Source organism: Enterobacter cloacae complex sp. GF14B, from assembly GCF_004136805.1.
GTDB lineage: Bacteria > Pseudomonadota > Gammaproteobacteria > Enterobacterales > Enterobacteriaceae > Enterobacter > Enterobacter hormaechei_C.
Genome location: NZ_QFRV01000005.1, coordinates 62,255 through 76,404, shown reverse-complemented (window position 1 = coordinate 76,404; position 14,150 = coordinate 62,255). Strand labels below are relative to the sequence as shown.

At 52.5% G+C, this 14,150-nt stretch carries 12 protein-coding genes; 10 read left to right on the top strand and 2 right to left on the bottom strand.

Features of this window, described 5'->3' with window-relative positions; all coding sequences use genetic code 11:
- The first annotated feature begins 138 nt into the window (after positions 1–138).
- The 8 genes from DD606_RS03075 to DD606_RS03040 are packed head-to-tail and all read left to right on the top strand — an operon-like array spanning position 139 to position 9,277.
- Positions 139–2,652, top strand: coding sequence for a type VI secretion system tip protein VgrG (locus DD606_RS03075; RefSeq protein WP_048240583.1), 2,514 nt, complete (start codon positions 139–141; stop codon positions 2,650–2,652).
- Positions 2,649–4,763: a DUF3274 domain-containing protein gene (locus DD606_RS03070; protein WP_045329869.1), complete on the top strand. Its 2,115-nt coding sequence runs from the start codon at positions 2,649–2,651 to the stop codon at positions 4,761–4,763. Before DD606_RS03075 ends, DD606_RS03070 begins: the two co-directional genes overlap by 4 nt.
- Before the next feature lie 9 nt (positions 4,764–4,772).
- On the top strand, positions 4,773–5,480 hold the full coding sequence (locus DD606_RS03065) for a hypothetical protein (RefSeq protein ID WP_045329866.1): 708 nt from the start codon (positions 4,773–4,775) through the stop codon (positions 5,478–5,480).
- Positions 5,481–5,483: 3 nt separating this feature from the next.
- On the top strand, positions 5,484–6,191 hold the full coding sequence (locus DD606_RS03060; protein ID WP_039264792.1) for a hypothetical protein: 708 nt from the start codon (positions 5,484–5,486) through the stop codon (positions 6,189–6,191).
- 3 nt (positions 6,192–6,194) lie between these two features.
- Complete coding sequence (locus DD606_RS03055; RefSeq protein WP_047653736.1) at positions 6,195–6,902, top strand: hypothetical protein; 708 nt, start codon at positions 6,195–6,197, stop codon at positions 6,900–6,902.
- 3 nt (positions 6,903–6,905) lie between these two features.
- Positions 6,906–7,613, top strand: coding sequence for a hypothetical protein (locus DD606_RS03050; protein ID WP_032659013.1), 708 nt, complete (start codon positions 6,906–6,908; stop codon positions 7,611–7,613).
- Positions 7,614–7,625: 12 nt separating this feature from the next.
- The gene (locus DD606_RS03045) at positions 7,626–7,883 is read left to right on the top strand and encodes a PAAR domain-containing protein (protein ID WP_023324870.1); all 258 of its coding nucleotides are present in this window, start codon (positions 7,626–7,628) and stop codon (positions 7,881–7,883) included.
- Positions 7,883–9,277 carry a hypothetical protein gene (locus DD606_RS03040; RefSeq protein WP_023324869.1) on the top strand — a complete coding sequence of 465 codons (1,395 nt, stop codon included), beginning with the start codon at positions 7,883–7,885 and terminating at the stop codon, positions 9,275–9,277. The genes DD606_RS03045 and DD606_RS03040 overlap by 1 nt, the downstream gene beginning before the upstream one ends.
- Before the next feature lie 61 nt (positions 9,278–9,338).
- On the opposite strand, the gene purT is transcribed toward DD606_RS03040, so the two are convergent.
- Positions 9,339–10,517, bottom strand: coding sequence for a formate-dependent phosphoribosylglycinamide formyltransferase (gene purT / locus DD606_RS03035; RefSeq protein ID WP_048240584.1), 1,179 nt, complete (start codon positions 10,515–10,517; stop codon positions 9,339–9,341).
- Positions 10,518–10,688: 171 nt separating this feature from the next.
- Here purT and DD606_RS03030 point away from each other — a divergent pair, with 171 nt between their 5' ends.
- Together DD606_RS03030 and ptrB are read left to right on the top strand one after the other, a co-directional pair.
- On the top strand, positions 10,689–11,339 hold the full coding sequence (locus tag DD606_RS03030) for a tellurite resistance TerB family protein (RefSeq protein ID WP_032609515.1): 651 nt from the start codon (positions 10,689–10,691) through the stop codon (positions 11,337–11,339).
- Between the two features lie 75 nt (positions 11,340–11,414).
- Positions 11,415–13,490, top strand: a complete 2,076-nt coding sequence (gene ptrB / locus DD606_RS03025; RefSeq protein WP_045343596.1) for an oligopeptidase B — start codon at positions 11,415–11,417, stop codon at positions 13,488–13,490.
- Here ptrB and exoX read toward each other — a convergent pair.
- Positions 13,472–14,134, bottom strand: a complete 663-nt coding sequence (gene exoX / locus DD606_RS03020; protein ID WP_015570288.1) for an exodeoxyribonuclease X — start codon at positions 14,132–14,134, stop codon at positions 13,472–13,474. The genes ptrB and exoX overlap by 19 nt on opposite strands.
- Positions 14,135–14,150: the final 16 nt, after the last annotated feature.

Here is a 14,150-nt window from a genome sequence, read left to right as displayed (position 1 = left end):
TCTGGTCCTTTTTTATTTATTCTGTGAATAGATTCACTTCCCGTGAATTAATTCAACCTGAAGTTGGGTATTTTAATGGGGGAGCGATGGGTGTATTGTTTTTAATGAACGGAAAGTTTGTTAAAAGGATAGCTAATAATGTCAGGGGAATCTGAGGTAGCTCAAAGGCAGGACACGTTAAACAGATATTTATTGTATTTCCCGCGTAGCAAAAATGTTATTTCAGATGTTCATTCTTTTACAGGAAAAGAGATATTAAGCGAGCCTTATCGCTATACCATTCGCTTTACCAGTCCGGATCTAAACATTGCCATTAATGCTGTTCTTAATCAAAGGGCTGAGTTTATTCTGCGTGCACCCAATCTGGAAGCCTCATGGCATGGGCAAACCTCCTGGCTGCCGGTTCGCCAGATTAATGGCACGATCACCCAATTTTCGCGGCTGATGTCTTCAGGTGACGAAGCACTGTATGAATGCGTGCTGGAGCATGAGCTGGCGCTGCTGGATCAAAATTACCGTTCTGCGGTTTACATGAACATGACAGTCCCGGAGCTCGTTACAAAGCTGATGAAGGACAGTGGTCACTTTGACGGCTACAACATTGATTTTGACCAACTGAGCCACAGTTATCCACGACGGGAAATGATCGTTCAGTGGAAAGAAACCGATTTGCGGTTCATCCGTCGGCTGCTGGCAGAGATAGGGATCTGGTTCCGATTTGAGAATCACAACAAAGTGAAAACGGAAACCGTCGTTATTTTTGGGGATTCTGCGCGTCGTTACAACTTCAGCGACAAACAGATGCCTTATGTCCGACATTCAGGCATGACCAGTTATAGCGAATACATTACCGATCTGGAGGAGCAGCACGGCCTGATCCCCAAAAATGTGTTGGTTCGCACCTATAACTACCGTGACCCGCAATCGCCGCAGACGGATAAGACCGTTAAAACGAGCGATATTCCCGAAGGTGTAACGACAGGCCAACACTATCACTATGCCGATCACTATCTGACTGCGGGGGATTTTCACGGTGAAGAGGCGGAAACCGCCGCATTTTACGCTCGTCTGCGTTATGAACGCCTGTTGAACGGACAGAGTCTTCTGGGGGCGACAACCAGCGATCCCGAGCTTCAGCCAGGCATTATGTTTTATCCCTCAGGGCCTGTACCTGACGGGTTTAAGTCCGGGTTTGTGATAACTGCGATGACTATCCGCGGCAGCCGTGCTGAACACTATCGCGCCGTACTTTCTGGGATCCCCTATATCCAGGGCTATAGCTTCCGTCCTGAATACTTATCCCGGCCGGTGATAGCCGGAACGGTGCCCGCCAGAGTGAAGGCTATCGGGGGAGATAAAACCTATGCCGGACTTGATGCGGTTGGGCGCTACAGGGTTAAGTTCGATTTTGACCTTGATGAAAAACGGGTCGGATTCGAAAGCGCCCTGGTACGCCTCGGCAGGCCGTACGCCGGTGACACCTTTGGTATTCACTTTCCGCTACTGGAGGGGACTGAAGTTGCCGTTGGTTTCGAAGGCGGCGATCCGGACAGACCTTTTATCGCGCATGTCATGCACGACGGCAGCCACCCGGATTTAGTCACAAACCGTAACGATACCCGAAACGTGATCCGCACGGCCGCGTTGAACAAGATCCGTCTTGAAGATCGTCGCGGGCAGGAGCACATCAAAATCGCTACGGAGTACGGCAAAGGGCAAGTGAGTGTGGGTCACCTGGTTGATGCTGAAGGCAAAAAGCGCGGGGAAGGTGTGGAGGCTCGCACCGACGACTGGATGGCGCTGCGTGCTGCGAAAGGCGTGATGATCACCACGGAAGCCCAGCCCCGCGCGGGGGGTAAGCAACTGGATATGACAGCGGCTATTACACAACTTGAAAAGGCGTTATCGCTGGCGATGACCCTACAACAAAGTGCGCTTACGGCAGGTGCGAGTAATGTGGAAACCGATCGGCAAAATGCGCTCAGCCAGACGCTGAGTCATCTCGCGGAGCCCGGTATTTTGGCATATGGAAAAAGTGGAATTGCGCTGGTTACGCCGGACAGCCTGCAACTTTCCGCCGGGAAAGACCTGATTGCCACAGCGGGCGGGAATGCCAGCGTGAATGTGGTGAAAAAATTCTCGCTGGCCGTAGGGGAAAAACTGTCGCTGTTTGCCCGCAAACTCGGCATCCAGATGATTGCCGGTGCGGGGGATATTACGACGCAGGCGCAGCGGGGCGAAATGCACATGCTGTCGCAGCAGGATTTCACGCTGACGAGCACCGCCGGGAAAATGAACGGCAGTGCCAGAAAGGGAATGCAGTTTGTCTGCGGGGGCGGCGGGATCCGTATCAGCCCGACCGGACTGGTCACCATTTTCTCGCCGACGGGCATTGAGCTCAAAGCGCCGAGCCTGAAATACGACGGTCCGGAAAGTGTGTCGGTACCGACGCCATCCTTTGAGAAAGGCGCCTTTAAACTTCGCTACAAACTGCACGCCGGCGATGATCCGGAGCAAATTCTGGCAAACAAAAAATTCAGGCTGACCAGTGCATCCGGACAGGTGGTGGAAGGCGTGACGGACAGCTGCGGTCGTTCACCCCTGCTCGATGCTGACGACCTCGACAGCTATAAAATGGAGATAATGGAATGACGGAGGCGAAGACAAAACCCTACGCTCCACGGGTGGTATCAGAAGGCGATATTCCGGTACACAAAACCCTGGGCGAAGTCGCCCAGACGCGCAACGTCGGGATACCGCGTCCGATGCCCGGCATTGTGATCCTCGTCCATGGCGTGAACGACGTGGGTGAAGCCTACCAGAACCAGGAGAAAGGTATACTTGCCGGGCTGGGTAAGCGACTTAACCGGCAGGATTTTTACGCCCACGAATGGAAAGACTACAGAATTATCACTCCAGGGCGTTCCCCCATCATCCCGTTTTACTGGGGATATAAACCGGTTACGCATGCTGATTACCGGGCGGACCAGAAGCGCTACCGGGAGGAGGTCGGGAAGCTGAGTGACAAAGCGCATCTTCCCTATGATGCGTACCAGGAAGATAACGAGACGAATAAAAAGTCGCTGGGTAATGACGGAAAAGGGCCGTTTCAGTACCAGAACGATAACTTTAAGAACGCACTTGATAAGAGTTTTGCCAAGGGGGGCGGGACCTTTGCCAACGCGACGACGACGATCCCGGATATGCTGGGGCCCGGCGCCGGTGGCTTCGGCGTTGCCGCTGCGGGATTTGCCTCGCTGCACTTCAATGATGGCGATTTTACCCATCCCATTTATGAAAACCCGCACCGCATTTACCAGTTTTTTGCCGCTCAACGGCTGGCGGATTTGATTATTCAGATTCGTCAGCCGTTAGTAACTCAAAACGATGTTATCAATATCGTCGCTCACAGTCAGGGCACGATTATTACTATGCTGGCAAATATGCTGGTGAAACAGGCCGGATACGATCCGGTAAATTGTGTGATTCTTAATCACTCACCATATTCTCTTGAGTCGCGCGTGGCTGAAAATATTCAGCCGGGTTATCAACAGACCGACGACGCCAGACAGCAGACATTTAAAAATTTCTGTCGCCTGATGCATACGCAATGGAAAGGTGGCGGGAAAATGGCCGAGAGCGAATTACTTGCTCTGGAGGCCTCCTGTACCCTGCGTAAACCTTCCGATAATCCGCTGCGAACGGATGGCAGATATTGCCGAAGCAACGACGGTAAAGTGTATAACTACTTTTGCCCGAACGATGGCGTCGTGTCGCTGGAGAATGTGCAGGGGTTTGGCTGGCGAGGCATTCCTCAGAATATTGCCAGTGATATACCTAATCTGTTTCAGCGCGTGTTTTACCAGCATGGTGAAGTAGGAAACATCCCTGACGCTAACCCCTTTGAGCTACCACCGCGAAATGAGGGGGATGCAAAATATGCCTTTCTCACGAACGCCAGTTACAGCGCTCGCGATGTGGTGATAAACGGTGAGGAGTTACCGGAACCTTTTATTTTCAAACTTCAGGGGGAGGATAATCACCCGGATAACGATCCTAAAACCAGTGATAAACCGTATACCTATTATGTCGATCCGGACAGCCCGGACGCCTACATTTCCTATTCCGCCAAAGCCAGCGCCATTAAGCGCACGGTAACGACAACCTTTGCAGTGAACCGCTATCAAAATATTGGCTGGCAGCCGGGTCACGTTTTATCTGCTTCAGAGCTTAAAGAAGAGAGTTTTGAACGCAAGCATGAGGTTATTTATGGTGAGGTGTCAGGTTCGCGTGATTTTCAGTTAGTTACCCTTACCTGGAAGAAAACACCGGAAGAACTGCAAGCGGAATGGCAGAAAATCGACCCGGTGGGCTACAGCCAGCACTCCTCTATTGTGATGAGCGAATTTGCGCCATCGCACGCTATGGCGTTTGATTTGGCTATTGGGCAGTGCAAATCATTCGATTATCAGGCGGGGAAATTTTGGGAAGGGTTGTTACATCGTGCAGACTGGCGCGATCCTCAGAATGAAAATCCCTATGCAAGGGCATATTACCGGACGGGTAAGCTAGATGAACCTACAACCAAATTTTTCATGAATAAGCCATATGACGTGCTGCCGAAAGGTGAGTATGGGGTGGTAAATAAGTTCAATAATGCAACGACTGTCAAGCCGTCCAGTGATCTTGTCGCAGGGAATCAGGACGTCGCAAATCTGCAATGGGACATGCCAAAGCCCATAAGTGACAGTCAACTGGCTTAAGGATAGAGCATGAAAATATCATTTATGGGTCTGATGGCCACTGCTGTTTTACTGGCGATCGGATGCCAGGCGAAAGAACCGCCAACGCAGGTGGTGTACCGGTTCGATGATCATCGTTATCTCGAACTGAAAGGCTGGGGCTGCGAAGGCGAACTCTGGTACACGGATACTGAGCTGGGTATACATACCCAACCTGTTAGCCAATTTTACAAGATCTTCACCAAAAAATTCATACATCCATCGGAGCGTTATATAGCTATCCCTACCTGGGGCTCTCCAGGAACAATAATTTCAAAAGATTATGGTAAAACCTGGTCCCCTCAGTTTTATTCAGCGGGTTCTAACGAACCAAATGGAGATTCTTCACCGCCCTACGATGACATTATTTCCTTTACTGTTGTTAAGGACCAGGGATTTATGCTGACCAAACACCGGCTGTATATGTCGTCAAAACCGTTTGAAGACCCGCGCATTCTGCCCGGCGGGCCGGGGATTGCCTATACCGTGGATGACGGAATGGGAAATAAAGTAAGCGGGAAGCTGGACCCCCGTTCCCCTGGCTGGGCGTGGGGAATGGTCTACATGACTAAGCAGGGACTCGAGGGCAGCACGCAGCAACTTAAGGCTAACTGGCAAGATTTACCCGACAGCGTACCCGAGGTGAAGGGCTATACCGGCTGGGATCATATGCGCTGTGATATGGATGCGGGGCGATAACTGATGAAAGGATTATGTACCGTTCTCGCAGCTACGTCCGTTGTGCTGGCGACCGGATGCCAGGCGAAAGAACCACCAACGCAGGTGGTGTACCGATTTGATGATCATCGTTATCTCGAACTGAAAGGCTGGGATTGTGAAGGCGAACTCTGGTACACGGATACTAAGCGAGGCATTCACACCGAACCCGTAAGTCAGTTTTATCGACTCTTTACCCGTAAATTTATTCATCCATCAGAGCGATATATTGCACTGACGGGATGGGGCGCGAGTGGATTCATAGTATCTAAGGACTATGGGAAAACGTGGCACTCCGTAGCGTTTTCACCAAATCATAATGAACCCAATGGCGATGACTACGCGCCTTATGAGGATATTCTTTCTTTCACCGTCGTCAACGATCAGGGTTTTTTACTGACCAAACATCGGCTGTATATGTCGTCGAAGCCATTTGAAGACCCGCGCATTCTGCCCGGTGGGCCGGGGATTGCCTATACCGTGGATGACGGAATGGGAAATAAAGTCAGCGGGAAGCTGGAACCCCGTTCCCCTGGCTGGGCGTGGGGAATGGTCTACATGACTAAGCAGGGGCTCGAGGGCAGCACGCAGCAACTTAAGGCAAACTGGCAGGATTTACCCGACAGCGTACCCGACGTGAAAGGCTACACCGGCTGGGATCATATGCGCTGTGATATGGATGCGGGGCGATAACTGATGAAAGGATTATGTACCGTTCTCGCAGCTACGTCCGTTGTGCTGGCAACCGGGTGCCAGGCGAAAGAACCACCGACACAGGTTGTTTACCGGTTCGATGATCATCGTTATCTCGAACTGAAAGGGTGGGATTGCGAAGGTGAACTCTGGTATACGGATACTCGGCGGGGTATTCATACCCAACCTGTTAGCCAATTTTACAGGATCTTCACCAAAAAATTTGTTCATCCTTCTGAACGATATATTGCCATACCCACCTGGGATGACCCAGGAACAATAATTTCAAAAGATTATGGTAAAACATGGTCTCCCCAGTTTTTTTCGGTAGGGCCTAACGAGCCCGATGGTACTAACCAACCATCCTATGAGGATATTATTTCTTTCACCGTCGTCAACGATCAGGGTTTTTTACAGACCAAACACCGGCTGTATATGTCGTCAAAACCGTTTGAAGACCCGCGCATTCTGCCCGGCGGGCCGGGGATTGCCTATACCGTGGATGACGGAATGGGAAATAAAGTAAGCGATACGCTGGACCCCCGTTTCCCTGGCTGGGCCTGGGGAATGGTCTATATGACTAAGCAGGGGCTTAAGCACAGCACGCAGCAATTTAAAGCTAACTGGCAAGATTTACCCGACAGCGTACCCGAAGTGAAGGGGTACACCGGCTGGGATCATATGCGCTGTGATATGGATGCGGGGCGATAACTGATGAAAGGATTATGTACCGTTCTCGCAGCGACGTCCGTTGTGCTGGCGACCGGATGCCAGGCTAAAGAACCGCCCACACAGGTTGTTTACCGGTTCGATGATCACCGTTTTCTCGAATTGAAAGGCTGGGGCTGCGAAGGTGAACTCTGGTATACGGATACTTTTCGGGGTATTCATACCAGGCCCGTCAGTCAATTTTATCGGATTTTCACCAAAAAATTTGTTCATCCTTCTGAACGATATATTGCCATACCCACCTGGGATGACCCAGGAACAATGATTTCTAAAGATTATGGTAAAACATGGTCTCCCCAGTTTTTTTCGGTAGGGCCTAATGAGCCCGATGGTACTAACCAACCATCCTATGAGGATATTATTTCTTTCACCGTCGTCAACGACCAGGGTTTTTTACAGACCAAACACCGGCTGTATATGTCATCAAAGCCATTTGAAGACCCGCGCATTCTGCCCGGCGGGCCGGGGATTGCCTATACCGTGGATGACGGAATGGGAAATAAAGTCAGCGGGAAGCTGGACCCCCGTTCCCCTGGCTGGGCGTGGGGAATGGTCTACATGACTAAGCAGGGGCTCGAGGGCAGCACGCAGCAACTTAAGGCTAACTGGCAAGATTTACCCGACAGCGTACCCGACGTGAAAGGCTATACCGGCTGGGAGCACATGCAATGCAACATGGATGCGGGAAAATAGGGAGATAAAGCGATGAAAGGCGTCATTAGGTTAAACGATCCGCTGATAAGCGGAGGAAAAGTCACTAAGGCCTCTGGGGCAGACTTTATGGGGCAGCCCGTGGCCTTAAAAGATGATCTTGCGCAGTGTCCGCTCCATAAAGGGACGTTCGCAATCACTGAATGTCACCCAACCTGGACCATGCATGGCCGTGGGGTTGTGGTAGATGGCTGTCGCGCGGCGTGTGGATGTGAAATCAAAAGTACCTTACCTGTGGCGGGAGCTTCGTAATGCGCGCGTGGTGGTTATACAAACAACAGCCAGACCCGGATTCCACTGTGCCAGTCGTCATGATTGTTTTCCTCTATGTGATAGCCGTCGCAATGGGCCTCGCGATCCGGGCTCTCACCTGGCCTGAACAGGAACACGTTACGGCTCTCTTTTTTGTGCCTTCAGTTATTCTGCCCATCTGTGTTGTATCGTTGCTAGTTTTTACAAGTTTCATATTTCATGACGCCAACATTCATTATGCTGAAACCCGAAAATTCATAGCAAAAGAGCAGGAGATTAATTTAAAGGCGTATGCGCGAAAAAATATCGCTATCGCAGCATGGTCTGCAATCACCCCCCTGGAGGAACCCGCGCTGAATATGTTGAAACTGGAAGGCGAATTTCCGCTGGCACCGAAAACGCCGGTTAATATTCAGCTGGAAGATCGCTTCGACCAGACCAGGAATGAACAGATGTTTTACCGCTTACTGGACCCGATGGCAGAAAAATTGAAGGACTATAACTACCGTATTTTTGAAACCGTTGTCTGGGTTCACGGAGGGAGTGGATCCTGCATTGATGAACTGAGGCGCACTCTGGAGCGGTTGGGTATTGAAACGGCAAGCACGTGTAAAATTGAGTACAGCACAGAATGTCCTGACTACGCGATCGTTAGCCAATGGATGAACTTATCTGATTACAGAGTTGAAAACCGGTTGATTGTTATCGTTGATTTACATGAAGAAAGCGGCGAATCAAAGAGCATGGAAAATGCATGTGCATTCCTGCTGACCAGTCATTATGTCCGGGAGGAGGGCGAAAAACCGGTATATTTATATCAGCCTATGTCTGACGTGACCGATGTAGAGGACAAAATGGCGGTCTTCCTTGAGACGGGTTCGGTACTTACGCCGAAAAATCTCTGGTATACCGGGCTGTCCCGTATTGAAAAATATCCATTAATGCAGGCACTGGATAAAAAAGCGCTCACGGTGGAACGGCTGGATATCGATGCCTCTCTGGGCGCAAAGAGTGCCGGGTATCGGTGGCTGGCTCTGGCATTTGCGGCGGATGCGGTCAAATATGCCCAGGGGGAGCAACTGGCAGCTTATTCAGACAAAAACAAATTTTGTATTACTTCGCTTTCCTCCATGAAGACAGCTATCCCAAAAAAACTTACCTGGTGTAACTGGAGTAATCCCCTTTATCCTGCGGGGATGGCGGCTTTATTCTGCGTGTTATCCCTCATTGCCTATCGTATCAGTTTCCTGGCGCAAAACGATCCGCCAGCAATCTGGGAACTGATTGCGAGCATCATCATTCCCTTCGTTATTTTTATTGGCCTCGGTATTTTTGTTTTCATCTCGAAAACGAATGAAGCCTACGAGGATATGGAATACGAATGGAAGCGATAGAAACGGAACAATGTTAATCATGTAATGTGGCTGGTCGCTTAGTTGACCAGCCTTTAGTTATTTACCCTGTCACTTTTACCGCAGTGGCCGCTATTTTCGCTCTCGCGACGGCTTCGTCCACGTTTTCCCCGGTTGCTAATGCCACGCCCAGACGACGGCTTCCGTCGATCTCCGGTTTGCCGAACAGTCTGACCTGTAAGCCTGCACCAACCGCACCTTCGACGTTATCAAAGGTGACATTCTGGCTGGTCAGCTGCGGCAGGATCACCGCGGAGGCTGCCGGGCCGTATTGACGGATGCCGCCAACCGGCAGGCCGAGGAAAGCGCGCACGTGCAGCGCGAACTCGGAGAGATCCTGTGAAATCAGTGTAACCATCCCGGTATCGTGCGGGCGAGGGGAGACTTCGCTGAAGATAACCTCGTCGCCGCAAACAAACAATTCCACGCCGAACAGGCCGTAGCCGCCCAGCGCCAGCACCGTCTTGCGGGCGATCTCCTGCGCGCGTGCCAGCGCCAGCGCGCTCATCTGCTGCGGCTGCCAGGATTCTCGATAATCGCCGTCTTCCTGACGATGACCAATCGGGTCGCAGAAATAAACGCCGTCCACGGCACTGACGGTAAGCAGGGTAATTTCGAAATCAAACTTCACCACGCCTTCCACGATGACGCGCCCGGCACCGGCACGACCGCCCTGCTGGGCATAGTCCCAGGCCTGGTCCAGCGTGCTGCTGTCGCGGATAAAGCTCTGCCCTTTGCCGGAGGAGCTCATTACCGGCTTAATGATGCACGGGTAGCCAATCTTTTCGACGGCCTGGAGAAACGCAGCTTTATCCCCGGCAAAACGGTAGCTGGAGGTCGGGAGCTGTAATTCTTCTGCCGCCAGGCGACGAATGCCTTCCCGGTTCATGGTCAGTTTTGCCGCAGTGGCGCAAGGCACTACGCGCTGGCCTTCCTGCTCAAGGGCAACCAGCATCTCAGTGGCAATGGCCTCAATTTCAGGCACCACGAAATCCGGTTTTTCCTCGGCAATTAACGCCCGCAGGGCATTGCCGTCAAGCATATCGATGACGTGCGAGCGATGCGCAACGTGCATGGCAGGGGCGTTCGCGTAACGGTCCACCGCAATCACCTCCACGCCCAAACGCTGGCATTCAATGGCCACTTCTTTACCCAGTTCACCCGATCCCAACAGCATGACGCGCGTCGCGGCAGGGCGCAGCGCGGTTCCTAAAAGAGTCATAAAAATCCCCCTGAAAAAGATGCGGGTAGTATAAACGAAAACGTTTGCGTCTGTCTTGTATGGGGTTAACCGGACAAGGGGGAAATTTGCGCTTCTTTAGCACTGACAGACATTTCCTGACACCCGCTCGCTTAGGCTGTGAAGGTTACGCACTGTTACGTGAGGAAAAATATGTCAGGCTGGATGAATCAACTGCAATCCCTGTTGGGACAAAAAGGCTCGTCGTCGGGCGAGCAGGGTCTAAGCAAGCTGCTGGTGCCGGGTGCGCTTGGCGGGCTGGCCGGTTTGCTGGTTGCCAATAAATCATCGCGGAAACTGCTTACCAAATACGGTACCGGCGCGCTGCTGGCGGGCGGAGGGGCTATTGCAGGCTCCGTCTTATGGAACAAATACAAAGACAAGGTGCGCAGCGCGCATCAGGATGAACCGCAGTACGGGAAGCAGGTATCACCGTTAGATTTACGCACCGAGCGCCTGATCCTCGCCCTGGTCTTTGCAGCCAAGAGCGACGGGCATATTGATGCCAGTGAACGTGCCGCAATTGAACAGCAGATGCGGGAAGCGGGCGTTGAGGAGCAGGGCAGGGCGCTGGTGGCGCAGGCCATTGAACAGCCGCTCGATCCGCAGCGTCTGGCGCAAGGCGTGAAAAACGAAGAAGAGGCGCTGGAACTCTATTTTCTGAGCTGTGCCGCCATCGATATCGATCACTTTATGGAGCGCAGCTACCTGAACGCCCTGGGCGATGCGCTGAAGATCCCCCAGGACGTTCGCGAGGGAATTGAGCAGGATATTCAGCAGCAGAAGCAGACTCTCGCGGGCTAGAAGGCCATGTTTCGCTTGCATCATACGCGTGTTTTGCCAACCTTATAGGATGTAAAACGAAAAAGTAAGAATGCCATGCCTCCAAAAGCCCGACGTACTCCTTATGCGATCACCACGCATGGCGATACGCGTATCGATAACTACTACTGGCTGCGGGACGATTCTCGTTCCCGGCCAGAGGTGCTCGACTATCTGCACGAGGAAAACGACTATGGCCGCCAGGTCATGGCCAGCCAGCAGGCGCTTCAGGATCAGCTCCTGAACGAAATGGTGCAGCGTATCCCCCAGCGTGATGTCTCTGCCCCGTGGTGCAAAAACGGTTATCGCTATCGCCATATTTATGAGCCGGGAAACGAATATCCCATCTACCAGCGCCAGTCTGTGCTGAGCGCCGAGTGGGACGAATGGGAGATCTTGCTGGATGCCAACAAACGTGCTGCCCACAGTGAGTTTTATACGCTGGGCGGCATGTCCATTTCCCCCGATAACGCCATTATGGCGCTGGCTGAGGATTACCTTTCCCGCCGCCAGTACGGTTTGCGTTTCCGCAATCTTGAAACGGGAAACTGGTATCCCGAAATGCTGGATAATGTCTCCCCCGATTTCGTCTGGGGTAACGATTCAGAAACGGTCTACTACGTTAAAAAGCATGCCTCAACGCTGCTGCCTTATCAGGTATGGCGTCATACGGTGGGGACCGATTCCGCCGACGATGAATTAGTCTACGAGGAAAAAGACGAGACGTTCTATGTCAGCCTGCACAAAACGTCGTCTCGCCACTACGTGATCATTTTCCTCTCCAGCGCCACCACTTCAGAAGTGCTGCTGCTGGATGCAGAGCTGCCGGATGCGCAGCCGCTGTGCTTCCTGCCGCGCCGTAAAGATCATGAGTACAGCCTGGATCACTTCCAGCACAGCTTTTACCTGCGTTCGAACCGCGAGGGCAAAAACTTTGGCCTTTATAAAACCAAAGTGCGCGATGAACGCAAATGGGAAGTGTTAATTCCCGCGCGCGATCAGGTGATGCTGGAGGGGTTCACCCTGTTTACCGACTGGCTGGTGGTGGAAGAGCGTCAGCGCGGACTGACCAGTATCCGCCAAATCAACCGCAAAACCCGCGAAGTGGTGGGCATTGCGTTCGATGACCCGGCTTACGTAACGTGGATCGGCTTTAACCCGGAACCGGAATCGTCCCGCCTGCGGTACGGCTATTCGTCGATGACCACCCCGGATACGTTGTTTGAACTGGATATGGACACCGGGCAGCGTCAGGTGATTAAACAGGCTGAGGTCCGGGGTTTTGAGTCGGAAAATTATCGCAGTGAGCACCTGTGGGTGACCGCACGCGACGGCGTTGAAGTCCCTGTATCGCTCGTCTATCACAAGGCGCACTTCAACAAAGGTAAAAACCCCATCCTCGTCTATGGCTATGGCTCCTATGGATCAAGCATGGACGCCGATTTCAGCAGCAGCAGGCTGAGCCTGCTCGACCGCGGTTTTGTTTATGCGATTGCCCATATTCGCGGTGGCGGCGAACTGGGTCAGCACTGGTATGAAGACGGAAAATTTCTCAAAAAGAAAAATACCTTTAACGACTACCTTGATGTCTGCGATGCGCTGATCGCGCAGGGTTATGGCGATCCGCAGCTCTGCTTTGGCATGGGGGGCAGCGCCGGGGGCATGCTAATGGGTGCCGTGATCAACCAGCGGCCTGAACTGTTTAAAGGCGTTATCGCCCAGGTGCCGTTTGTGGACGTGGTGACGACCATGCTTGATGAGTCCATTCCATTGACCACCGGGGAGTTTGAGGAGTGGGGGAACCCGCAGGATGAAACCTATTATCGCTACATGAAAGAGTACAGCCCGTACGATAACGTTGAGGCGAAAGCCTATCCGCATATGCTGGTGACCACCGGCCTGCACGATTCCCAGGTGCAGTACTGGGAGCCCGCGAAATGGGTGGCGAAGCTGCGTGAGCTGAAAACTGACGATAATCTGCTGCTGCTGTGTACCGATATGGACTCAGGGCACGGAGGGAAATCAGGGCGATTTAAATCCTATGAAGGGGTGGCGCTGGAGTACGCCTTTTTGATTGGCCTGGCGCAGGATACGCTGCCAGGCCGGGCGGGGACTCAGGCTTCGCCTAAATAATGCTTCAGCGTCAGGCGCAGTTCCGGGCTCATTCTGTCGAGGTTGTTGTACAGCCAGCGCAGATAGCCCGGATCTTTGTCCGCCACTTCCGATACTGGCTTCCCGCGATATTTACCGAACGTAAAGGTAGTCAGTAGCGCGGGGCGCCCGGTAATGGTCGCCATATCGTCTGGCGTCCAGCCGGAAGTATTCATGATATCAATCAGGAGCGCTGCGGTGATGTAGCAGTCATAAAGGGCACGGTGATGATGCAGCCCTTCCGGCGTCCGCACGCTGAGTTTGCGCGACTTATACAGCGCCATATTGCTGTATTTGATCCCAGGCCACAGACGGCGCGCCAGCTTCATGGTGCAAATCCATTCGCCGGGCATCTCCGGCAGCACGCGGCGGTCAAAGCTGGCGTTATGGGCGACATACCACTGGCTACCGTGGTAAAGAGGGATGATCTCTTCAATCCACGGCTTATCCGCCACCATCGATTCCGTAATGCGATGTATAGCCATCGCCTGCGCACTGATGGGACGATCCGGGCGCACCAGATGGCTCATTGGGTTGACTATCTTTCCGTCAATCACGTCGACAGAAGCGACTTCCACAATTCCACCCTGCAAATCACAGGTTTCGGTATCGATAACGCGCAGCATTGATCGCTCCTGATCC

Coding starts and splice junctions, on each gene's coding strand:
- DD606_RS03075 (WP_048240583.1), top strand. CDS start 139: ATGTCAGGGGAATCTGAGGTAGCTCAAAGGCAGGACACGTTAAACAGA.
- DD606_RS03065 (WP_045329866.1), top strand. CDS start 4,773: ATGAAAATATCATTTATGGGTCTGATGGCCACTGCTGTTTTACTGGCG.
- exoX (WP_015570288.1), bottom strand. CDS start 14,134: ATGCTGCGCGTTATCGATACCGAAACCTGTGATTTGCAGGGTGGAATT.
- DD606_RS03050 (WP_032659013.1), top strand. CDS start 6,906: ATGAAAGGATTATGTACCGTTCTCGCAGCGACGTCCGTTGTGCTGGCG.
- DD606_RS03030 (WP_032609515.1), top strand. CDS start 10,689: ATGTCAGGCTGGATGAATCAACTGCAATCCCTGTTGGGACAAAAAGGC.
- DD606_RS03040 (WP_023324869.1), top strand. CDS start 7,883: ATGCGCGCGTGGTGGTTATACAAACAACAGCCAGACCCGGATTCCACT.
- DD606_RS03055 (WP_047653736.1), top strand. CDS start 6,195: ATGAAAGGATTATGTACCGTTCTCGCAGCTACGTCCGTTGTGCTGGCA.
- DD606_RS03060 (WP_039264792.1), top strand. CDS start 5,484: ATGAAAGGATTATGTACCGTTCTCGCAGCTACGTCCGTTGTGCTGGCG.
- DD606_RS03045 (WP_023324870.1), top strand. CDS start 7,626: ATGAAAGGCGTCATTAGGTTAAACGATCCGCTGATAAGCGGAGGAAAA.
- ptrB (WP_045343596.1), top strand. CDS start 11,415: ATGCCTCCAAAAGCCCGACGTACTCCTTATGCGATCACCACGCATGGC.
- DD606_RS03070 (WP_045329869.1), top strand. CDS start 2,649: ATGACGGAGGCGAAGACAAAACCCTACGCTCCACGGGTGGTATCAGAA.
- purT (WP_048240584.1), bottom strand. CDS start 10,517: ATGACTCTTTTAGGAACCGCGCTGCGCCCTGCCGCGACGCGCGTCATG.